Origin of the sequence: Streptomyces atratus, from assembly GCF_900119365.1 — a bacterium.
In the GTDB taxonomy this organism is placed as follows: Bacteria; Actinomycetota; Actinomycetes; order Streptomycetales; family Streptomycetaceae; genus Streptomyces; species Streptomyces atratus_B.
In genome coordinates this window covers 1-22,943 of the sequence record NZ_FPJO01000008.1, presented here as the reverse complement: position 1 = coordinate 22,943, position 22,943 = coordinate 1, and the positions used below count along the sequence as shown (strand labels likewise).

At 70.4% G+C, this 22,943-nt stretch carries 10 protein-coding genes; all 10 read left to right on the top strand.

Annotation, left to right across the window (positions count from 1 at the left end; translation table 11 throughout):
- The first annotated feature begins 335 nt into the window (after positions 1 to 335).
- Positions 336 to 1,736: a serine hydroxymethyltransferase gene (gene glyA, locus BT364_RS16000; RefSeq protein WP_072485846.1), complete on the top strand. Its 1,401-nt coding sequence runs from the start codon at positions 336 to 338 to the stop codon at positions 1,734 to 1,736.
- Positions 1,733 to 2,767 carry a 2,3-diaminopropionate biosynthesis protein SbnA gene (gene sbnA / locus BT364_RS15995; RefSeq protein ID WP_256259845.1) on the top strand — a complete coding sequence of 345 codons (1,035 nt, stop codon included), beginning with the start codon at positions 1,733 to 1,735 and terminating at the stop codon, positions 2,765 to 2,767. Before glyA ends, sbnA begins: the two co-directional genes overlap by 4 nt.
- On the top strand, positions 2,748 to 3,782 hold the full coding sequence (sbnB, locus tag BT364_RS15990) for a 2,3-diaminopropionate biosynthesis protein SbnB (protein ID WP_072485844.1): 1,035 nt from the start codon (positions 2,748 to 2,750) through the stop codon (positions 3,780 to 3,782). The genes sbnA and sbnB overlap by 20 nt, the downstream gene beginning before the upstream one ends.
- A 2-nt stretch (positions 3,783 to 3,784) precedes the next feature.
- The gene (locus BT364_RS15985; RefSeq protein WP_072485843.1) at positions 3,785 to 3,991 is read left to right on the top strand and encodes an MbtH family protein; all 207 of its coding nucleotides are present in this window, start codon (positions 3,785 to 3,787) and stop codon (positions 3,989 to 3,991) included.
- The gene (locus BT364_RS15980; protein ID WP_072485842.1) at positions 3,988 to 8,628 is read left to right on the top strand and encodes a non-ribosomal peptide synthetase; all 4,641 of its coding nucleotides are present in this window, start codon (positions 3,988 to 3,990) and stop codon (positions 8,626 to 8,628) included. The genes BT364_RS15985 and BT364_RS15980 overlap by 4 nt, the downstream gene beginning before the upstream one ends.
- Positions 8,625 to 10,511, top strand: a complete 1,887-nt coding sequence (locus BT364_RS15975; protein ID WP_072485841.1) for a hypothetical protein — start codon at positions 8,625 to 8,627, stop codon at positions 10,509 to 10,511. The genes BT364_RS15980 and BT364_RS15975 overlap by 4 nt, the downstream gene beginning before the upstream one ends.
- 7 nt (positions 10,512 to 10,518) lie before the next feature.
- Positions 10,519 to 12,903, top strand: a complete 2,385-nt coding sequence (locus tag BT364_RS15970) for a M20/M25/M40 family metallo-hydrolase (RefSeq protein ID WP_072485840.1) — start codon at positions 10,519 to 10,521, stop codon at positions 12,901 to 12,903.
- A gap of 6 nt (positions 12,904 to 12,909) precedes the next feature.
- A complete protein-coding gene (locus BT364_RS43955) occupies positions 12,910 to 14,841 on the top strand; it encodes an ABC transporter ATP-binding protein/permease (RefSeq protein ID WP_072485839.1) in 1,932 nt (643 codons plus the stop codon).
- 16 nt (positions 14,842 to 14,857) lie between these two features.
- Positions 14,858 to 20,200: a non-ribosomal peptide synthetase gene (locus tag BT364_RS15960; RefSeq protein WP_072485838.1), complete on the top strand. Its 5,343-nt coding sequence runs from the start codon at positions 14,858 to 14,860 to the stop codon at positions 20,198 to 20,200.
- 72 nt (positions 20,201 to 20,272) lie between these two features.
- The coding region (locus BT364_RS15955) for a non-ribosomal peptide synthetase (RefSeq protein WP_143166499.1) at positions 20,273 to 22,943 on the top strand (2,671 nt) is incomplete at its 3' end.

The following is a 22,943-nucleotide window of genomic DNA, read 5'->3' as shown; positions in this document are numbered from 1 at the left end:
TGTCATTCACCCGAGTCGCAAAGTCTGCACCCCAGGTAAGGGTCAGTTAAAGGCACGCCCATGCCGCACCCAAGTTGGGGGTAGACGTGGTGCGTTGACCTGTGACATGGTCCTGGTGTCGGAGGGGTCTTAGACTAACCCCCCGACGGGGATATTGCCGATTTCAGGCAAACGGGGGATTGTTTTCCACGGAAGTCTTGTCGTGCAGCCTGACTCACGGCGCGGACATTCCGCTTTGTTGTACCCTCGTTGCATCCTCCGGACCTTGCACCGTCACGCGCCGCGATCCTCGGCAGGGATAGGCGTAGCGATTTCACACGGGGGAGCGCTGCCACATGGTTTTCCAAGGACTCCAGGCGGAACACGGCGGGCAGCCGCGTTCGCCGCTGGGGCCGTTCCTGCGGGGCGGAGCGGACCTGCTCGCTCTGGAGGACCCCCTGCTGCACCGCGCGCTGACGGCCGAACACCAGCGGCAGGACACCACGTTGATGATGGTGGCGTCGTCGAGCATCGTCGATCCGTCGGTCCTGGCGTGCATGTCGTCCGCCGCTATGAACGTGACGGCGGAGGGCCTTCCCGGTGCGCGGTACCACGCGGGCTGCCGGGAGATCGACCCGATTGAGCAGCATGCCATCGAGCGGGCTATGGCCGTGTTCGGGGCTCGGTTTGCTTCTGTGCAGGCCCACTCAGCGACCACTGCGAATTACGCCGTACTTTCCGCGCTACTCGATCCCGGTGATGTCATCCTGGGAATGAAGCTGGATCAGGGCGGACACCTCACTCACGGGTATCCCGTGGCGTACTCCGGCACCTACTTCAAGGCCGTGAATTACGGACTCGACGAGAATGGGCGTATTGACTACGCTCAAGTTCGTGAGTTAGCTCTGGAGCACCGCCCCAAACTCATTATTTGCGGTGCCACCGCTCATCCGAGGACTGTTGACTTCGCGCGGTTCCGCGAGATCGCAGACGAGGCCGACGCGCTTCTTCTGGCAGACATCTCTCATATCGCGGGGCTCGTGGCCACCGGTCTGCACCCCAGCCCGATCGACCACGCGCACATCACCACGACCTGCACGCACAAGCAACTCGGCGGTCCGCGCGGTGCGCTGATCATGTCCGGCCGGGATGCGGACAGCCCTGTCGGAAAGCGCGGGCAGCCGCTGTCGCGGCGCCTCTCGCGGGCGGTGTTCCCGTACTTCCAGGGCGCGCCCATCCTCCCGGCGATCGCCGCCAAGGCACGCATGCTCTCGCTCGTCCAGGGCGAGGAGTACCGGGCGACCGCCCAGCGCATCGTCGACAACGCGGCGCTGCTGGCCGAGACCCTGACCGAGCTGGGCTACAAGGTGATCACGGGGGGCACCGACAACCACATCGTCCTGCTCGACTTCATCGGCTCCCCGTTGAGCGGCCTGGTCGTGGAGCGGGTGCTGGAAGACGCCGGGATCGTCGTCAACAAGAACCACATCCCCGGTGACCCGCGGCCGTCCGCAGTCACCAGCGGTGTGCGCATCGGGACGAACTCCATCGCCCAGCGCGGCTTCGGGCCCATCGAGATGCGGCAGTGCGCGCGCCTCATCGACTCCGTCCTGCGAGCCGTCCGTCCACTCGGCGACCGAGACTACGAGCTGGAGGAGTTCACCCGCCAGTCCGTGCGCACCGAAGTACGGAAGCTGACCTCGCAGTTCCCGATCCCGCGTTACGCCCCGGTCGACCGCTGGGAGTTCGACGAGTGACTGCCCTGCTCGCCAGGCTTGAAATGCTCAGCGCCTCGTTCGGTCAGACACCGGTCGTCAGACTCGCCGACGACACCGTCGATCTGTACGCCAAGCTGGAGTTCGCCAACCCCAACGGCAGTACCAAGGACCGATCCGCGTACTGGATCCTGAAGCGGGCGATCGAGCGCGGTGACGTCACCGAGCACACCACGGTCGTCGAGTCCTCGTCGGGGAACTTCGCGATCTCGATGGCCTCGTTCTGCCAGGCCCTCGGTATCCGCTTCGTCCCGGTCATCGACCCCAACTGCAACGCGCCCACCGAGGCGTACCTGCGGACCATCTGCGAGCGGGTGGTGAAGGTCGAGGAGCCCGACGGGTCCGGTGGCTTCCTGCGAACCCGGCTGGAGCGGGTGGAGTCGCTGCGCGCCGAGCTCGCCCCGGTGTACTGGCCGAACCAGTACACCAACCCGGACGCCCTGGAGGCCCACTACCGGATGACCGGGGGTGAACTCTGCGGTACCTTCCGGAACATCGACTACGTCTTCGTGGGCGTCAGCACCGGCGGCACGGTCGCCGGGGTGTCCCGTCGGCTCAAGGAGTCCTTCCCGAACATCACGGTGGTGGCCGTCGACGCGGCGGGTTCGGCCATCTTCGGGCGGCCGCCCAGTACGCGTCGCATCCCGGGGCTCGGCTCCAGCGTTGTGCCCGACCTGTGCCGCCGCGCCGAGATCGACGACGTGGTCATCGTCCCGGAGCGGCAGGCCGTGGCCAGCTGTCACGAGCTGTTCCAGCGCCACGGTCTGTACGCGGGCGGCTCGACCGGCAGTGTCTACGCGGCGATCCGCAGCTACTTCGAACGATTCCCGCCGCCGGGCAGTCGGCCGACGGTCGTCTTCCTCTGCGCCGACCGAGGCGCGAGCTACGCACACACGATCTACAACCCCACCTGGGTGCGGGAGCACCTCGACGACGAGTCGGCCGGATCGCGGCCGATCGTGCTGCCGAAGCCCGTGGGCCGAAAGGAAAGTCATGCCGGGCTCGTCCCCTGACCTGTCTTTGCCGTCCTTGCGCACGCTCACCGGCGCCGACGTGCTTAAACACATCGAGGGCAACCGCCCCGAGTGCGTGGACGTCGTACGCCGCGGCTACCTCACCCACGCGAGCGGGGACAGCTCCAATCCACACAGCGCGTTTCTGCGCTTCCCGCACCGCCCGAAGTCGCGGATCATCTCCCTGCCCGCCTACCTGGGCGGCGAGTTCGAGGTCGCGGGCATCAAGTGGATCGCGAGCTTCCCGGACAACCCGGTCACCCGGGGTATCCCGCGGGCCTCGGCCACGCTCGTCCTCAACGACACGGAGACCGGCTACCCGTTCGTGTGCATGGAGTCGTCGATCGTCTCCGCGACCCGCACCGCGGCGTCCGCCGTCCTCGGCGCCGAAGCCCTGAGTGGCGGCCGCAGCGCCGCGCGGATCGGCGTGGTCGGCACCGGCCTCATCGCCGGGCACGTCTGGAAGTTCCTGCGTGACCTGGACTGGAAGGTCGGCGGCTTCCGCCTGTACGACCAGGACCGCGCGCACGCCGAGCGCTTCGGGCGGACGCTCGCCGAGCAGGGAGCCGAGGACGTGGCCGTCGTCGACGACGTGCGGGACGCGTTCACCGACTGCGACCTCGTCGTGCTCACCACGGTCGCCGGCGAGCCGCACATCCACGACCCCGCCCTGCTGGCGCACGCGCCTGTGGTGCTCCACCTCTCGCTGCGCGACCTCCAACCCGACATGGTGCTGGCCGCCCAGAACATCACCGACGACGTAGACCACGCCGTCCGCGAGAACACCTCGCTGCACCTGGCCGAACAACGCATCGGCAACCGGGACTTCATCGACGGCACCATCGCCGGCGTCCTCAACGGCGAGGTCTCCATCGACCCCGCCAGACCCGTCATCTTCGCCCCGTTCGGTCTGGGCGTGCTGGACCTGGCCGTCGGCAAATGGGTCCACGACCGCGCCGTCGCCGGGGGCGATGGACACGACATCCCTGATTTCTTCGGCGAGGCAGTGAGGTAGTCATGAGCGACGACACCATGCGGTACAAGGTCGTGGTCAACCACGAGGAGCAGCACTCGATCTGGTTCGCCGAGCGGGCCCTGCCGGCCGGCTGGACGGAGACGGGATTCTCCGGCACCCGCGAGGCGTGCCTGGAGCACATCGCCGAGGTCTGGACGGACCTCACGCCCAAGTCGGTCCGTGAGCGACTCGGGGGACGGGCCACATGACTTCCCTGGACGAACGGCTGGCGGCCCTGCCGGCGAACCGGCAGGCGCTGCTCGCCAAGCTGCTGGCCGAGCGCCGCGCGGCCACCAGGCCCGAGATACCCCGCGGCGAGGGACCGCAGCCGCTGTCCTTCGCACAGTGGCAGTTCCACTTCCTGTGGCAGCAGGACACGGACAGCGGCCTGTACAACGTGCCGATGGCCCTGCGGCTGCGCGGCGAGCTGCGCGCCGCCGAGGCAGAGGTCGCGCTCCAAGAGGTGGTGCGCCGCCACGAGATCCTGCGCACACGGTACGTCATTCACGGCGACGAACCCGGGACGGCCCTCGGCGACCACCAGGATCTGCGGCTCACGCACACGGACCTGTCCACGCGCCCCGAGGACGAGCGAGAGCCGGCCGCGCGGGCGCTGGCCGCCGACTTCGCGGCGCTCCCCTTCGACCTGGAGCACGACCTTCCGCTGCGGGCCGCGCTGATCGAGCTGGCGGACGAGGACCACGTGCTGGTCATCGTGGTCCACCACATCGCCACCGACGGCGCCTCCACGGAGCTCCTCTTCCGGGAGTTCTCCGCCGTGTACGGCGCGTTGTGCTCCGGCGGGCAGGCCACGCTCCCCGCGCTGCCCATCCAGTACGCCGACTACGCGGGCTGGCAGCGGTCGCAGACCGAGGGCGAGCGGCTGGAGCGCGGACTGGTCTTCTGGGAAGCCTGGCTGGAGGGCGCCGAGACGTCGCTCGACCTGCCGACGGACCGGCCGCGCCCGGCCAAGCCCACGCACCGCGGCGGCCGTCGGCGCCGGCGTATCCCGTCCGAGCTCGCCGCGCGCATGCACGCGTTCTGCGCCGAGCAGGGCGTCACGCCGTTCATGACGGCGCTGACCGCGCTCGGTGCGGTGCTGCGCCGGCAGACGGGGAAGCGGGACTTCCTCATCGGTACCCCCGCCTCCAACCGGCCGACGCCGCACACCGAGCAGCTCATCGGCTGCTTCGCCAACACGCTGGTGTTGCGGGTGCGCCCGCAGGGCTCGGCCACGATGCGGGAGGCGGTGCGCCAAGTCAGGGACGACGTGGTGGCCTCCTACGACCACCAGGACGTGCCGTTCGAGAAGGTCGTCGGCCGGCTGCGGCCGGAGCGCACCCTCTCGCGCAACCCGCTGTTCCAGGTGATGTTCGTCTACCAGCAGGTGCCCGAGACCGACAGCCTGCCCGGGTTCGCGGTCGAGCGGTTCGACCTGCACAACGGCACCGCCAAGTTCGATCTGGACCTGTCACTGCTGGACGGTCCCGATGGCATCGATGTCAGCTGCGAGTACGACGCCGAGGTTTTCACCCCTGAGCGTATCGACGCCCTGCTGGGCCATCTGGAGAACGCCGTCGCCGCCATGGTCGCCGACCCGGACGCGGTGCTCTCGGCGCTGCCCGTCCTCGGGGACGCGGAGGCCACCCGCGCGGCTCTGGAGTGGAACGACACGGCCGTGGACTTTCCCGAGGGCAGCACAATCGCCGCGCTGTTCGCCGAGCGGGTCGCGGCCCATCCCGACGCCCCGGCCGTCCGCACTGCCTCGGGCACCCTCACCTACGCCGAACTGGACCGGCGCTCGAACCAGCTGGCGCGCATACTCGCCGAGCAGGGCGCGGGCCCCGGCACGGTCGTCGGCATCGCGACGGATCGCACCGCGGACCTGCCGCTCTCCGTGCTGTCCGTGCTGAAGGCCGGCGCCGCCTATCTGCCGCTCGACACCTCGCACCCGGCCGACCGGCTGGCGCTGATGCTCGGCGACGCGGGGGCGATGGCGGTGCTCACCAGCCGTTCGGTCCGTGAGCGGGTGCCGACGACCGACGCGCCCGTGCTGGTCCTTGAGGAGCTGGCGGAGCGCCTCGACGGGCTGTCCGACGCACCGTTCGTCTCCCACGCCGCCCCGGACGACCTCTGCTACGTCATCTTCACATCGGGTTCCACCGGGCGGCCCAAGGCGGTGACGCTCGACCAGCGGGGCCGCGTCAACAACTTCTCCGACTTCAACCGCCGCTTCGGCGTCGGCGCGGGCGACGCCGTGCTGTCGGTGTCGTCGCTCGGCTTCGACATGACCGCGTACGACGTCATCGGCACCTTGATGGCCGGCGCCGCAGTCGTACTGCCCGACCCGGCACGCGAACGCGATCCGGGCCACTGGCTCGACCTGATCGCGCAACACCGGGTCACCGTCTGGCACTCCGTGCCCGCGCTGCTGGGTCTGCTCATCGACGCGGCCAGCGATCTGAGCATCGACGAGCTGCCCACGCTGCGCGTGGTGCTGCTGGGCGGCGACTGGATTCCGGTGGCGATGCCGGACCGACTGCGTGCCCTCGCCCCCGACGCCCGTGTCATCAGCCTGGGCGGCGCGACGGAAGCGTCGATGGACTCCACGATCTTCGAGATCGGCGAGGTCGACCCGGCCTGGCGCAGCATCCCCTACGGGCGGCCCATGGCCAACCAGCTCGCCTACGTCGTGGACCCCGAGGGGCACCTTGTCCCGCAGGGTGTCCCCGGTGAGCTGTTCCTCGGCGGCACCGGGCTGGCCTGGGGCTACCTCGGCGCCGCCGCCCAGACGGCCGAACGGTTCGTACCCAACCCGTTCAGCGGCGTGCCCGGCGACCGCATGTACCGCACGGGCGACCTGGCCCGGTACCGGCCGGACGGGGTCCTGGAGCTGCTGGGCCGTATCGACTTCCAGGTGAAGATCGCGGGCAACCGCATCGAGCTGGGCGAGGTCGAGGCGGCGCTTCGCGCACAGCCGGAGGTCGCCGAGGCCGTGGTGGCCGCCCCCGAGGCCGGCGGACGGCGCACCCTCGTCGGCTACCTGGTGCCCGAGCCGGGCACCGAGCCGGACACCGGAGTGCTGCGTGAGCGGCTGCGCTCCGGGCTCCCCGAGTACATGGTGCCCTCCTCCCTTGTCGTGCTGGAGCGGATCCCGCTCACACCGAACGGCAAGGTGGACAGGGGCCGGCTGCCGGTTCCCGGCACCGGGGCGCCCGTCAGCGGCGGCATCGGCACGGGCCGGGCCCCGCACACGCCCACCGAGCTGACGCTGGCGGAGGTCTGGCGGGAGCTGCTAGGCCGCCCCGAAATCACCGCTGACGACGGCTTCTTCGCCCTCGGCGGCGACTCGGTGACCTGCATCCGCATGGTGACCCGCGCCCGCGCGGCCGGTCTCGAACTCTCCCCGCGCCTGGTGTTCGAGCACCAGACCATCGGCGAGCTGGCGGCGGCCGTGGACCGTGCGGCGGCGCAGGAGCCGGCGGCCCGGCAGCCCGCGGATGCCGATGGTGCGTCTGCCGGCGCCTCCGCGCTGGCACCCATCCAGCGACACATGCTGTCCGTCGCCCACCGGCGGCCCGTGCCCGGTCTGTACGTCATCCAGTCGGCGTTTCCGCTGCCCGGAGAGCTCGACGAAAAGGCGTTCCACGCCGCCTGGGAGTGGCTGTTCGCGCGCCACGCGATCCTGCGCACCTCCTACCGCGACGTGGCGTCCGGCCAGCCCCGGCCGGTGGTCGCCGACCGTGTCGACCTGCCCCTGGAATCGCGCGATCTACGCGGAACGCCGCCCGAGGAGCAGGAGCGAGAGGTCCTCGCCGAGCTGGACGAGAAGCGACGGCGCGGCTTCGAGGTCGACGCTGCCCCGCTGATCCGGCTCCTGCTTTACCGGCTCACCGACGATGTGCAGCTGGTCGTCCAACTGCACCACTACAGCCTGCTGGACGGCTGGTCGTGCATGCAGCTGCGGCGAGAACTGCTGTTCGCCTACCTGGCGTTCGCATCCGGTGAGCAGCCGGAGCTGCCCGAGCCGCTCGCGTTCTCCCGGCATGTCGAGTGGGTCGCGGGCCAGGCTCGCGGCGGCACCGCGGAGTTCTGGACGGACTACCTGCGCGACTGCCCCGGACCCTGGGCACCCGAACCGGAGTCGCGGCCGGTGGTATCCGGCACGGCGCCGGGCCGGCCGGTCCGGCTGGTGCACGACCTGGACCCGGCCCTGCTCGCGGGGCTGGACGCACTGGGCCGGGAGCGCGGTGTCACCTTCGCCACACAGGTCCAGCTGGCCTGGGCTGTGGTACTGGCAGGCCGCACGGCCACCGACGACGTGGTGTTCGGCATCACCGCGTCAGGCCGATCCGCGCTCGCGGGCGCCGAGTCGGCCGTCGGGCCGTTCATCAACACCATGCCGGTGCGGTTCACCGCACGGGACGGCGAGCCGGCCGTGGACGCCGCGCTGCGGCTGCAGCTGGAGCGGGCCGCCGCCGAGGAGCACGGTGTGCTCGAACTGGAGGCGATGACCGGGGGACGGGACCTTGCCACGGTGCTGGTCTTCGACAACTACCCGGTCGACGAGTCCCTCAAGGCGGCCGAGCTGCCGGTCGCGGTCGACCATCCGCTGGTCGTGCGCGATCTCGGACTGGCCCAAACCGAGTTCCCGGTCCGGGTCGACATCCTGCGCGGCGCACAGGACTCACTCGCATTCACCTTCGCCGCCGACCGGGCACTGCCGGGCGACGCGTACGAGCTGGGGCAGCGGCTCATCGCCGTACTGGAAGACCTCCGGTCCGGCGCGGACGGTCCACTGCGCGGGCTGGTGGAGCGCACTCGCAACGAATTGGGGGACGCATGAAGACGGTGACGACGGTGGAGCTCTCGGTGTTCGAGAGGATCACCCCGCTGGTGTCGGGCTATCTGGAGGCGTACGCGTCGACGGACTCCGTGGTCTCGAAGGAGTACCGGTTCGACAAGTACACGACGAGCATCAAGACGCCGCTCGACAGCATCGCGAAGGACCTGCTGGCCAAGGACTCGGACGTCTTCGCGTTCTCGACGTACGTCTGGAACATCGGCCTGGTACGGCCGTTGGTGAAGATGCTGCGCGAGGCGAAGCCGGACGCCGACATCATGCTGGGCGGCCCGCAGGTCATGCACCACGGGCTGCGCTACCTCGACCCGCAGGACGAGAAGCTGTCGCTGTGCAACGGCGAGGGCGAGATCTCCTTCACCGAGTACCTGCGCGAGCTCACCGAGCCGCACCCCGACCTCACCAAGGTCGAGGGGCTGAGCGTCTACCGGGACGGCGAACTGGTGAACACCGGTGACCGGGCGCGCATCAAGGACCTGGACACCATTCCGTCGCCGTTCCTGTCCGGGCTCATCGCGCCCGAGTACAGCATCAGCATCATCGAGACCAACCGCGGCTGCCCGTACCACTGTGGCTTCTGCTTCTGGGGCGCGGCGACCAACGACCGGGTGTACCGCTTCGACGAGGACCGGGTGCGCGACGAGCTGACCTGGATGTCGCGTAACGGCACGCTCTTCCTCTACATCGCCGACGCCAACTGGGGCATGCTCGCGCGGGACGTGGAGTTCTCCGAGCACATCGCTTCGCTGACGCGCGAGAACCACCTGCCCAACGTTGTCTACTTCTCCTCGGCGAAGAACAAGCCGCACGCCGTCACCAAGATCACCGGCATCTTCCAGGAGGCCGGCCTCGTCACCTCGCAGCCGGTGTCGATGCAGACGCTGGAGCCGGAGAGCCTGAAGATCATTCGCCGGGACAACATCAAGCTGGACGCCTTCGGCTCGGTCCAGGACGATCTGCGCGACCGCGGGCTCAGCTCGTTCATCGAGCTGATCTGGCCGCTGCCCGGCGAGACGCTGGAGACGTTCAAGGCCGGCATCGGAACGCTGTGCGAGAAAGACGCGCACACGATCATCTCGTACTCGCACCTGCTGCTGAACAACACGCCGATCTACCACAACCAAGAGAAGCTCGGCCTGGTCACCCGGCCCGCCGGCGGGGGAGTCGCAGAGGCGCAGATCGTCATCGCCACCGAGCAGGTCAGCGCCGATGAGTTCGTCGAGGGCATGCGGTACTTCTACGCGGTCCACGCGGTGCACAACACCCGTAGCCTGCGCGCCACCAGCAAGTACCTGACCGGCAAGGGCATCGTCACGTTCCCGGAGCTGTTCTCCGCGTTCGTCGACCACTGGCGCACACTGCCGGAGGACGACCCGATCGTCGAGTACGTCGAGCGGTCGATCCGGGACGCCCTGTTCTACGACGTCGGCAACTACGGCCTGTTCATCCACACCGTGCTGCACGAGCACCGCGCCCTGTTCACCCGGCACCTGAGGGAGTTCGCGCAGGCGCAGCCGTGGTGGTCGGACGAGACCGCGCGCGGGCTGTTCGAGATCGACCTGGTCAACCGGCCATACGTGTACAGCACGACGCCGCTCGAAGAGCACGACTACCCCTTCGAGACGCTGAAGGTTACGGGCCGGAAAGGTCGTGCGTACACCGTCGAGCTGGCCGCGTCCTGGCACGAGGCGCTGGCGACCGCCGCCCGGCTGGACCCGGCGCCGCCGAACGGCCCGATGTTCACCGTGGACCACAAACGGCTGCAGTACCCGTTCATGGCGGCGCAGAGCCTGGACCACAACGCAAACTACTGCCACGGCATGATCGAGAAGATCGAGAACATTGTGCCGTTCTGGCGGACGGTCTGAGCCGGCGATGACCTTGAACACCACGGACGAGCTGTCCCGGGAGGCGGGGCCCGTCGCACCCCGCCCCGGCCACCGCCGTGCGGTGCTCCCGGCGGTCCTGGCGATGCTGGCGCTTCTCGGCGTGCTGGCGCTGCTGGCCTTTGCACCGCCCCCCGCGAGCGGTGCCGACGCGCCGGCGACGGAATTCTCCGCCGGGCGTGCCGAGAGGCATCTGCGGGAGATCGCCCAGCGGCCGCACCCGCTGGGCACCGCCGACAACACCCGGGTGCGCGGCTACGTCGCGGACACGGCGCGGGCGCTCGGCGCCGAGGTCAGTGTCCAGTCGGGTGACGTCGTGCGCCCCGCCTGGGGCAACCCGTTCCCGGCGGCGACCGCCCACAACGTGATCGCCCGGGTGCCGGGCAAGGACCCGCAGCTCAGCGGTGGCAAGACCTTGTTGCTCGTCGCGCACTACGACTCCGTGCCCACGGGCCCGGGGGCCGCCGACGACGGCGCGGCCGTCGCCGCCATGTTGGAGACGATGCGCGCGCTCAAGAGCGGCGGCGGTGTGCGCAACGACGTGGTGTTCCTCTTCACCGACGGTGAGGAACTCGGAGCGCTCGGCGCGGAGTTGTTCGTACAGAGGAACGGCGTCGACGGCTACGGGGCGGTCCTCAACTGGGAGGCCCGCGGCAGCAGCGGTCCGGTGATGATGTTCGAGACCAGCACCGGCAACGGCCCACTGATCGACGCGTTCGCCGACGGCAGCAGCAGGCCGGTGGCCAACTCGCTGGCGTACGAGGTCTACAAGCGGATGCCGAACGGCAGCGACTTCACCGTCTTCCGCGACGAGGGAGCCATCGGCCTCAACGCCGCGTTCCTGCACGGCTTCCACGACTACCACTCGCCGCACGACGACCTCGAACGGCTCAGCCCGGACAGCGTCCAGCACCACGGCGAGTCGATGCTGGGGCTGGTCCGCGGGCTCGGCGAGCACGACCTGCGGACGCTGCACGACGGCGGGGACAGCGTCTACTTCGACCTGTTCGCACGGATCCTCGTGCGCTACCCGGCCGACTGGGCGCTGCCGCTGGCCGGGGCCACGGTCCTCGGCCTCATCGCTCTTGCGTACCGGGGCGCGCGCACCTCCGCGCTGCGGGTCAAGGGGGTCCTCGTGACCGCGGGCACCGGTTTCGCGGCGGTGCTCGTCGCGGCCCTCGGCTCCTTCGGACTGTGGCTCGCGGCGGCGGCGCTGCGCCCCGGGCTTGCGGCGCTGCCCCTGTCCGAGCCGTACGAACGGGGCTTCTTCGCGGCCGGATTCCTGGTGTTGGCAGCGGCCGCGCTGCTGATGGCGGCTCGGCTGCTGCGGGGACGGCGCCCCGCGGAGCTGCTGTGCGGTGTGCTGACCATCGGGGCGGTCCTGCTGCTCGGGGCCGTGATCGCGCTGCCCGGGACGAGCTATCTGTTCCAGTGGCCGCTGCTGGCAGGGCTGCCCGCGCTGTGGTGGGCCTGCCGGGACACCGGCGGGGAGCACTCCGGACAGCGGCTCCTGGTGGGCACGCTGCTCGCGGCGGCCGGTCCCGCCGTGGCGGTCGTCCTGTTCGCGCCGCTGGTGGACAGCCTGCTCATCGCGCTCGGCATCCCCCTGGCGGCGGTGGCCGTACTCGTGGCGGCCATCGGTGGCGCACTGCTGCTGCCGCTGCTGGCCCGGGTCCCCCGGCCGGGCGTGGCCTCCGCCGCGGCGGCCGTGCTGGCACTGGCGCTGGTGGGGACGGGACTGCTGCGCTCCGGGTTCAGCGCCGAGCATCAGCGTCCCAACGCCCTCGTGTACGTGAAGGACTTGTCGCTGGGCACCACCACCTGGATCAGCGGCGACCCGGAGCCGGACGCCTGGACCAGGAAGGTCCTCGGCGACGACCCGGCGCGCGGCTCGGCCGCCGACTACTACCCGCAGCGGGGCGACGAGCCCGTACTGAAGGCCGGCGCTCCCGCCCTCGACCTGTCGGCGCCCACCGTGTCGCTGCTCGCCGACTCGACCTCGGGCGACACCCGCCGGGTGCGGTTCAAGGTCGCCTCGCAGCGCGAGGCGTGGCGGCTGCAGATCCGGCTGCCGCGCGAGCCGCTGAAGTCCTGTGTCGTCGCCGGCGTACGGATGGACCGCGCCGCGCTCACCAAGCAGGGCGAGGGTGCCGAGGGAGTGGTCTTCCACTTCACCGGCGCCGTGGCCGGCGTGGAGTTCAGCTGCGACACCGAGGCCGGGAGCCGACTCCCCGTCGACGTGTCCGACTACACCATCGGGCTGCCGGCCGAGGTCGCCGCGCTGGTCGGCCCGCGTCCGAAGGAGACCATCCCGGTGTCCTTCGGCTTCGCCCCGGACGATTCCGCTGTCGTCCGTCAGATCAAGACCCTCTGAGGAGACATGGCGCGCAACGACGAGGCCACGGCGATCGAGGTCCGCAATCTGACCCGCACCTACCAGTCCGGCAAGCACGGCGAACTGGTGCGTGCGAATGACGACCTGACCTTCAGCATCGCCAGGGGCGAGGTGTTCGGCCTGCTGGGTGCCAACGGCGCAGGCAAGACCACCCTGGTCTCCCAACTGCTGGGGCTGGTCCGTCCGACATCGGGATCCATCCGGGTCGAGGGCGTCGACGTGGTGGCGGACCCCGAGGCGATCAAGGCCATGACCGGTTTCCTGCCGCAGACCGGGCTGTCGATGCGGCTGGTCGAGGTCCGGCGGGCGCTGCACTACACGGGGCGGCTGCGCGGGCAGTCGGAGGGCGAGGCCAGGCGTCAGACCGCCGAGCTGATCGAGGAGTTGGGGCTCGACTCCGTCGCCGACCGCTACGTCAACCAGCTGAGCGGCGGCATGATGCGGCTCGTCAACTTCGGCATGGCGCTGATGGGCAGGACCAAACTGCTCATCCTGGACGAGCCCACCAATGAACTCGACCCGCACAACCGACGGCTGATCTGGGACATGGTCGCGCGGCGCAGCGCCACCGAGGGCACCACGGTCGTCCTGGTCACGCACAACGTGCTGGAGGCCGAGAAAGCCGTGCACCGGGTGGGCGTGATGCACGCGGGCCGGATCACCGCCCTCGGCACGCCCGGTGAGCTGAAGGAGCAGCTGGGCGACAAGGTTCGGATGGAGCTGTTCGTCAAGGACGGCGATGCGCTGCGGGCGTCCGAGATCGACCGGCTGGAGAGCGTCGGCTCCGTCGTCCCCGGCAACCGCGAGGGCACCTACCTGATCCATTCCGACCCTGAGCAGATGCCCGACCTGGTCAAGGCGGTCACCCGAGACCTGGGCATGGCGAGAGTCGACGACTTCCGACTGACCCGCCCGACCCTGGAGGACGTCTATCTGAGCATGGACGGCGGAGTCCTGGCCAGTACGCCGGAGCAGCGGGACGGGGAAGGGCCGTCCGCGGCGAAGGAGGGCTCCTCCGCCACTCCCGCCGTGGTCGGAGACCTGGAGCCGGAGCCGGCGGCGGCAGGGGTGAAGACCGCGGTGGCCACGGCGTCCGCCGGGTCCGGGGCGTCCGTCACGAAGCCTGCCGCGGACGTCGCCGCTCCCGGCCGGCGGACCGTCAAGGAGCGCGCCCGTCGGCTGCTCGTCGGCCTCAAGTACCTATGGCTGGAGCAGATGCTCGAGGTCCGCACCACCTGGACCTGGAGCCTGCTGTTCGGGCTGCTGATGCCGGTCGCCATGGTGTTCGGCCTGTCCCGCATCGGCGGTGGGCTGAACGACGCGACCAGCCTGCTGTACATCGTCAGCGGCGCGGCGATCTTCTCCGTCGCGACCGAGGGCATCGCGACGCTGGCCCAGCGCATCGGCGTGATCAAGAACGACGGCATGATGGTCTATTACGCCTCACTGCCCATCAGCAAGGCGTCGTTCGTGGCGGCGATGGTGCTCTCCCGGCTCCTGCTGATCATGCCGGGACTGATCACCCCGATGATCGCCGCCGGCCTGATGTACGACGTGGACTTCGTCATCTCACCGGCCCTGGTGATCGTCCTGCCGCTGTCCTGTCTGGCGCTGTCCGCCATCGGGCTGGCGATCGGCACCCTGATCGACAGCATGGAACTGATCGTCGTCATCACCAACCTTCTGATCTTCGTGCTGTTGCTCGCGGCACCGGTGCTGATCCCGCCGGACTCGCTGCCTCTGCCGCTACGGGTCCTCGGCTATCTGCTGCCACCGACCTACGCCGCGGACGCGCTGCGGCACACCCTCAGTGGCGACCTGGGCGCCGCTTTCGCGCTGGACGTGGCGATGCTGACCGCGATGACCGTATTGGGGCTGGCAGGAGCCGCCCGCTGGATCCGTTGGCGTCTCGCCTGAACTAGGAGTACCCGTTATGGAGCAGTCTGTTGTCCGCGCTTCGACGTTCGTCGACGTGGTTGCCGAGCGGGCAGCCCTGTCGTCGGGCGCCGCGTTCCAGTTCATCACCCCGGGCAACCCAGAGCGCCCCGCCCTCACCTTCCCTGAGCTGCACGATCGAGCGCGTGCCATCGGAGCCCTGCTCGCTGGACGGGTCGCCCCCGGCGACCGGGTGCTGGTCCTGCTGCCACCGGGTCTGGACTACGTGGCGTCCTTCCTCGGCTGCCTGTACGCGGGGGCCATCGCCGTGCCCCTGTACCCGCCGAGCAAGGGCAGTTACTCGGCGCGCCATCGCGCCGTCCTCGCCGACTCCAGCCCGGCCGCCGCGCTCGTGCCGGGGGCTGTGCTTGCCGACCCCGCTGAACTCGTCGAGGCGGCGGGCATCCCCGGCCTTCCGCTGATCGCAGTGGACGGGGAGCTGCCGGCGCCCGACGACTGGCGGCGCCCGGAGATCGACGGGGACAACGTCGCCTTCCTCCAGTACACCTCTGGCTCCACGGCCACCCCGCGCGGTGTGGTCGTCACCCACCGGAACCTGGTCGTCAACTCCCGGCAGATCCAGGAACGGTTCCGTACCACGCCCGACACCGGTGTGGTCAGCTGGCTGCCGCCGTACCACGACATGGGGCTCATCGGCGGAATCCTGCAGCCCGTCTACGCCGGCGCCACCGCCACCCTGTTCTCGCCCGTCTCGTTCATCACCCGGCCCATGGAGTGGCTGCGGCTGATATCCGAGCAGCGCGCCAGGATCAGCGGCGGCCCCAACTTCGCGTACGACCTGTGCGTGGACCGCATCCCCGAAGCGGACCTCGAAGGGCTCGACCTGTCCCACTGGGAGGTCGCCTTCAACGGCGCCGAGCCGGTGCGCGCCAGGACCCTGGAACGGTTCGCCGAGCGCATGGCCCCCCACGGCTTCCGGCGCGGCTCCTTCTTCCCGTGCTACGGCCTCGCCGAGGGCACGCTCATGGTCTCCGGCCGCACTGTCGGTGACACCCCGGTGGCCGAGTCGTTCGACGCCGACTCGCTGGCCCCCGGGCAGCTCCCGGTCCACGACGACGACGGCCTGCGGGTCGTCGGCTGCGGACCGGTCGCCGAAGACCTGACCGTCACCATCGTGGACCCGGAGGCCGGCACCGCCTGCCCGCCCGGAACCGTCGGAGAAATCTGGGCGTCAGGCGACAACATCGCGGCCGGCTACTGGGGCCGGACGGACCCCGACAAGGAGACGTTCGGCGCCGGGCTCGCCGACGACGACCGCAGCTATCTGCGCACTGGTGACCTCGGCTTCCTCCGGGACGGCCAGCTGTATGTGACGGGCCGCAGCAAGGACCTCATCGTCGTACGTGGCCGCAACCACTACCCGCAGGACCTGGAGCAGGCCGCCCTCGACGCGCACGCCACCCTGCGGCGCGGAGCCGCCGCCTTCGCCCTGGACAGCGACGGCCGTGAGGAGGTCTGCCTCGTTCTGGAGACGGCGGTCGGCCACCGCAGGGAGGAAATCGTCGAGGTGACCGGCGAGGTGCGGACCCGGCTGGCCCGGGAGCACGGCGTCACACCCGGCACGGTCGTCTTCGTACGCCCCGGCCACATACCCCGTACCACCAGCGGCAAGATCCAGCGGTCGCGGACGCGGGCCATGCTCGTTGACGACTCGCTGAAGGTGGTGCACCGCTGGGACGCCGGGCGGACGGGCACGCCGGGCCGGGTGAACGCGCTCGCCCCGCTGCCGGAACACCTGTGGCAGGAGACGGCGCGGGAGACCGTCCTGGCCCTCGCGGGCCGCAGGCTGAACACGGTCATCGACCCCGCACTGCCACTCGTCGCCCAAGGACTGGACTCGCTCGCCGCCATCGAGCTCAAGGCGGCCGTCGAGGACGCCATCGGCATGGACCTCTCCCTGGAGGCACTGCTCGCCGGGGCGAGCGTCGACGAACTGCTGGCCTCGGCCGGGCAGCCGGCCGCCGACGCCCTCTCCCTCGGCTCATCCGCCGAGCGGGACGGCGGACCCAGCCCGCTCGCGTTCAACCAGCAGGCGCTGTGGATCCTGGAACGGCAGCACCCGGACAGCGCCGCCCAACACATCTACGTCGCACTCAAGTTGCTCACCGACGTGGACGTCGAAGCGTTGCGCCGCGCCTTCCAGACGCTCGTCGACCGGCACCCCGCACTGCGCACCGCCCTGCACTGGGGCGAGAACGGGGATCCGTACCAGGAGGTGCTGGACCACCAGGACGTGGCGTTCGCCGTCGAGGACGCGGCGCACCTGGACGACGGGCAGTTGGGCGAGCGGCTGCGCCACGAGGTCCGGGGCGAGCTGTTCTCGCTCTCCGAGGGACGGGTCCTCCAGGTCGTGCTGTTCCGCAGGCCGGGCGGGGACGTCCTGTCGATCGTCGTGCACCACATCGCTGTCGACATGTGGTCGATCGCCATCATGACCGACGAGCTCGGCAGGCTGTACGCGCGGGAGACCGGCCGCGACGCCGTGCTGCCCGCGCCGCCCGCCGCCGGCTACTCGGAGCTCGCCCACCGGCAGCGCGCGCTGCTCGACTCCCCGCGCGGCCGGGTGTTGTGGGACTACTGGCGCACCGAGCTCGACGGCTGCAAGCCGGTGCTCGAACTGCCCGCCGACCACCCCCGTCCGCCCACTCTCACCTACCGGGGCGACACCGTCACCCTGGAGGTCGACGCCGGCACCACCGCTGCCCTGCGCGACCACGCGGCGAGCGAGGGAACCACGCTGTTCGTGGCCCTGCTGTCCGTGTTCCAGAGCCTGGTGCAGTGCTACACCGGCGAGGACGACTTCCTGGTGGGTGTGCCGGCCTCCGGCCGCACCGACGCCGATCTGCAGGGCGTCGTGGGCTACTTCGTCAACCCGGTGCTGATCCGCTCCCGCATGGACGACGCGCGCAGCTTCACCGAGCAGCTGCGCGAGACGAAGAAGTCCGTCGTCGGGGCCATGCAGCACCAAGAGATGCCGTTCCCCGTACTCGTCGAGCGGCTCAGCCTGGCGCGCGAGGCGTCCCGGCCGCCCGGCTACCAGCTGATGTTCAGTCTCACCAAGTCCCACCTGCTCGGCGGCGAGGACCTCCCGGCCCTCAACTTCGGCCGTGCGGGCGCCCGGCTGAAGCTCCGGGAGCTGGAGGCAGAGTCCCTGGACCTGGTCCGGCGTACCGCGCAGATCGACATGACCATGGTGGTCACCGAGGTCGGCGACCACCTCGAAGCGGCCATCAACTTCTCCACGGACCTCTTCGACCGGGAGACGGTGGAGCGCTTCGGCGAGAACTTCTCCGACCTGGCGTCCCGTCTCGTGAAGCAGCCCTCGCTGCCGCTCGCCGAGATCCCCTCCGCCCGCGAGGCCGAGCTGCAGCGGATCGCCGAGTGGAACGCCACATCGACGGAGTACCCCCGCACCCGCACGGTCACGGAGCTGTTCGCCGAACACGTCGCTGCCCGGCCGGACGCCCCTGCCCTCACGTACGGGGAACTGTCGTACACCTACCGGGAGCTGGACCGGGTCTCAAACGCCCTCGCACACCGGCTGCGCGCGCTGGGTGTGGCCGCCGAGACACCGGTCGCCCTGTACGTGGACCGCGACCCGGCGGTCGTCGTCGCGATGCTGGCCGTCGCCAAAGCAGGCGGGGCGTACATACCACTGGACCCGGCGCACCCGCCGCGGCGGCTGCGTCAGATCCTCAATGAGTCAGGGGCCGCACTGGTACTCACCCGGCCCGGCGGTTCGCTCAACGAGCTGATCGGTGACGACGAGGGTGCCGCTGCCGAGCTGCCCACCCTCACGCCCTGTGACTTCATGACGGCCGTGCTCGCCTCCGACCCGGCCCACGACCGCCCGGTACCCGCCGCCCACACGGGGGACAACGCCTCCGACGGCCTGCTGTACGTGATGTACACGTCCGGCTCCTCGGGTACGCCGAAGGGCATCTGCATCACCCACCGCAATGTGGTCCGGCTGGTCCAAGACGCCGACTACCTGTCGCTGGGCCCCGGCGACCGGGTGGCGCAGATCTCCAACGCCGCGTTCGACGCGGCCACGCTGGAGATCTGGGGCGCCCTCCTCAACGGCGGACAGCTGGTCGGGTTCGGCAAGGACACGGTGCTGTCGCCGCCCCAGCTCGCCACCGCCCTGCGCGACAACGAGATCCACACCGTCGTCATGGCCACACCGCTGTTCACCCAGGTCGTCGGCTACGACCCCGCCACGTTCGCCAACGCCCGGCAGCTTCTCGTCGGCGGCGACTCGATGGACCCCAAGCGGGCCCGGGAGGTCGCCGCGCTGGGCGGCCCGCTCCTCACCAACGGGTACGGCCCGACCGAGTCGACCACTTTCGCGACGACCCAGCAGCTGCATGAGGTGCCGGAGGAGGTCTGGCGCCTGCCGATCGGCGGCCCCGTCTCCAACACCTCGGTGTACGTTCTGGACGAGCGGCTGCACCCGGTGCCCGTCGGGGTGCCCGGCCAGCTGTACATCGGCGGAGACGGCCTCGGCCGCGGCTATCTGGGCCGGCCGGCCCTTACGGCCGAGAAGTTCCTGCCGGACCCCTTCAGCGCCGAGCCGGGCGCCCGGATGTACGCATCCGGGGACCTGGCCCGCTGGCTGCCGGACGGCACGATCGACTTCCTCGGCCGGGTCGACTTCCAGGCCAAGGTACGCGGGTTCCGCATCGAGCCGGGCGACATCGACGCCGCGCTCACCGCCCACCCGGGGGTCCTTGAAGCGGTCACCGTCGTCGACGGAAGCACCGGCGAGAAGCGGCTGGTGGCCTACTACGCCGGCACCCCCACGGTGGCGGAGCTGACGGAACACCTGGCCGAGCGGCTGCCGGAGTACATGGTGCCATCGGTCCTCGTCCCGCTCCCGGAGCTGCCGAAGAACCCCAACCGCAAGATCGACCGCAGCGCGCTGCGGCTTCCGGAGCCGGGGGCGGCGGTCGCCAGTGCCACGCCCGACGTTGCGGTGGCCGATGAGGCGGGCGCTCAAGCGCCCGGAATCCACGAGGAGGTCGCGGCGATGCTCGCCGAGGTGCTGGGGCGCCCGGACGTCGGACTCGACGACAACTTCTTCGAGATCGGCGGCCACTCGCTCCTCGCCATCCGCCTCCTCGCGCAGATCAAGCAGCGCTACGAAGTCGACCTCGCCCTCAACGAACTCTTCAACGACCCCACCGCACGCGCCGTCGCCGAGCAGATCGCCCAGCAGACGGACGACGAGACACGGGCGGAGGCCATTGCGCCGTCCGTGCCCGCCGGACCGACCGCGGTGTCGCGGAGCGCGTACGTACGCAAGGACGGCAGCCGCTAGACAGCAGCCGCCCGCGCCCGACCCGCGCGGCCGCGCCGTGGCATCACGACACACGAACGCCGAACAACGATTGTGAGCGAGGACCAGATGGATTCGGGCCAGGTCTATGTCATGCCGGCGTCCCCGGCGCAGGTCGGCCTGTGGCTGCTCGTGGAACTCGACCCGACATCCACGGCGTACAACGTGCCGGCCGCGATGCGCCTGTCCGGGCCCCTGGACGTCGACGCGCTGGCGCGGGCCCTGCGCGGGCTGTGCGAGCGGCACGAGATTCTGCGGACCACGTTCACCGTCGCAGACGGGGAGGTGTCGCAGGTGATCCACCCCGAGTCGCGCATCGGGATGGACCAACTGGACCTCACCGGCCTCGGCGGGGACACCGAGGCCGTGTGCCGCAAGGAGTGCGCCGAGCGGGCGGCTGAGTCTTTCGACCTTGAGAACGGCCCGCTGCTGCGCGTCGTCGTCTTCCGGCTCGACCAGGACGACCACGTCGTGTCGCTGTTGATGCACCACATCATCACTGACGGTTGGTCGATGGGCGTGTTCATCAAGGAGCTAGCCGTCCTCTACATGGCGGAGCTAGTCGGGGCCGGGGACGCCCCTCTCCCCCCGCCGGCCCTGCAGTACGCCGACTTCGCGGTCTGGCATCGCGGATGGCTCGGGTCCGGCGTCCAGGACGCGCAGCTCGGCTACTGGCGCGGTGTACTCGCCGACGAGGACCTGGTTCTGGAACTGCCCACCGACCGGGCGCGTCCGAGGGTGCCCACTTTCGCGGGCGACCGGGTCAGCACGACATTGGACGCGGAGCTCGGCCAGCGGCTGCGTGCCATGGCGGCCCGACTGGGAGCGACGCCGTTCATGGCGACCCATGCCGCCTTCGCCGCCGTACTCGCCCGCAACGCCTCGCAGGGTCAAATCAGGATCGGTGTCCCCTCCGCGAACCGGGACCACGCCAACACCCAGGAACTCGTAGGCTTCTTCGCCAACACTCTGGTGGTCGGCACGGACTACGACCGGTCGCAGTCCTTCGGCGAACTGCTCGTGCAGGTGAGGGAGCGTACGGCGGAGGCACTCGCCCACGGCGACGTGCCGTTTGGGGAGGTAGTCCGTGCGCTGGGCGGCCGGCGGGACCGGTCGCGCAGCCCGCTGTTCCAGGCCATGGTGGCCATGGACAACGCGCCGGGCGGCTTCGACCTCGCTCCCGGCCTCAGGGCGCACCGCTTCGACGTGCCGTTGCCGGGCGCCAAGTTCGACCTGACGCTCTTCGTGCACGACGGCCCGGCCGGACTCGAACTGGGCCTGGAGTACGCGGCGGACCTGTTTACCCGGGACACCGCCGCGCGCCTCATGGACCAGATGCTGGCCGTGCTGCGCGCGGGCACGGACGCGCCAGAGCGGCCGCTGAGCTGCCTGCTCACCGTCAGCGACGAGCAGCGGCGCCTGCTCGCCGACTGGGCGCGGGGTCCTGCCGTCGTCCCGGACGCGGGCGGTGCGACCACCGCGCTCGACCTCTTTGCCCGCCAGGTGGCGGCAGCACCGCACGCGCCCGCGATTGTGGCCGGTGACGGCACCGTTAGCTATGCAGAGCTGGACGCCCTCGCGGACCGCATCGCCGCGGGACTCGCGGCCGCGGGCGTGGAGCCGACCGACCGGGTCGGTGTGGCCGTGCCGCGCTCCGTCGAGCTGGTGGCGGCCCTGATCGCGGTGTGGAAGCGAGGCGCGGCGTACGTGCCGCTCGACCCAGCCCAGCCGGCCGTCCGACTGGTCTCGATCGTGGTGGATGCCCGCCCGACGGTGGTGCTGCAGACGGACGGGCACGGCACCGCCGCCGCGGGCGGTGCGCAGGTCTTCGACGTACGGAAGCTGCTCGCAGGGGACAGCGGCGCGGCGCCCGCACCGGCGGTCAGCGGGTCCGACCCTGCGTACGTGCTGTACACTTCCGGCTCCACCGGGCGCCCCAAGGGCGTTCAGATCACCCAGTCGGGACTGGTCAACTACCTGCGCTGGGCGGCGGCGGAGTACTGCCCAGACGAGCCGCCGGTCGCGCCGCTGCACACCACCGTGGGTTTCGACCTGACGGTGACGAGCCTGTGGGTGCCGCTGACGACGGGCGGTTCTGTCCACCTGGTCGACGAGTCCTCGCCGGTCGACGGGCTGGTCGACGTACTGTCCGGGCCGGCACGCCCCAGCCTGGTCAAGCTGACGCCCGCGCACCTGGAGGCGGTCTGCCGTCTCCTGCCGCAAGGCGCGCTCGCCGGACTGCGGGTCTGTTTCGTCGTGGGCGGCGAGGCGCTGGCGCCGAGTCTCGTGCGCCGGCTGTTCGCCGTGGCGCCGGACGCCAGGGTCGTCAACGAGTACGGGCCGACGGAGACCGTGGTCGGCTGCTGCGTCGCGAGCGCCGTGGCCACCGATGACCTGGGCGAACGGCCCGGCATGTCCATCGGGCGACCGGTGGCCAACACCCAGCTCTACGTGGTCGACGAGCTGTTGGAGCCCGTGCCGGTGGGTGTGCCGGGGGAGTTGGTGGTGGGTGGTGTGGGCGTGGGGCGTGGGTATCTCGGTGATCCTGCCCGCACGGCCGCGACCTTCGTTCCTGACCCGTTCTCGGGTGTGCCTGGTGCTCGGTTGTATCGCACGGGGGATGTGGTGCGGTATTTGCCGGATGGGCAGTTGGAGTTCCTTGGCCGTCGGGATCACCAGGTGAAGATCCGTGGTCAGCGTATCGAGCTGGGTGAGGTCGAGGCGG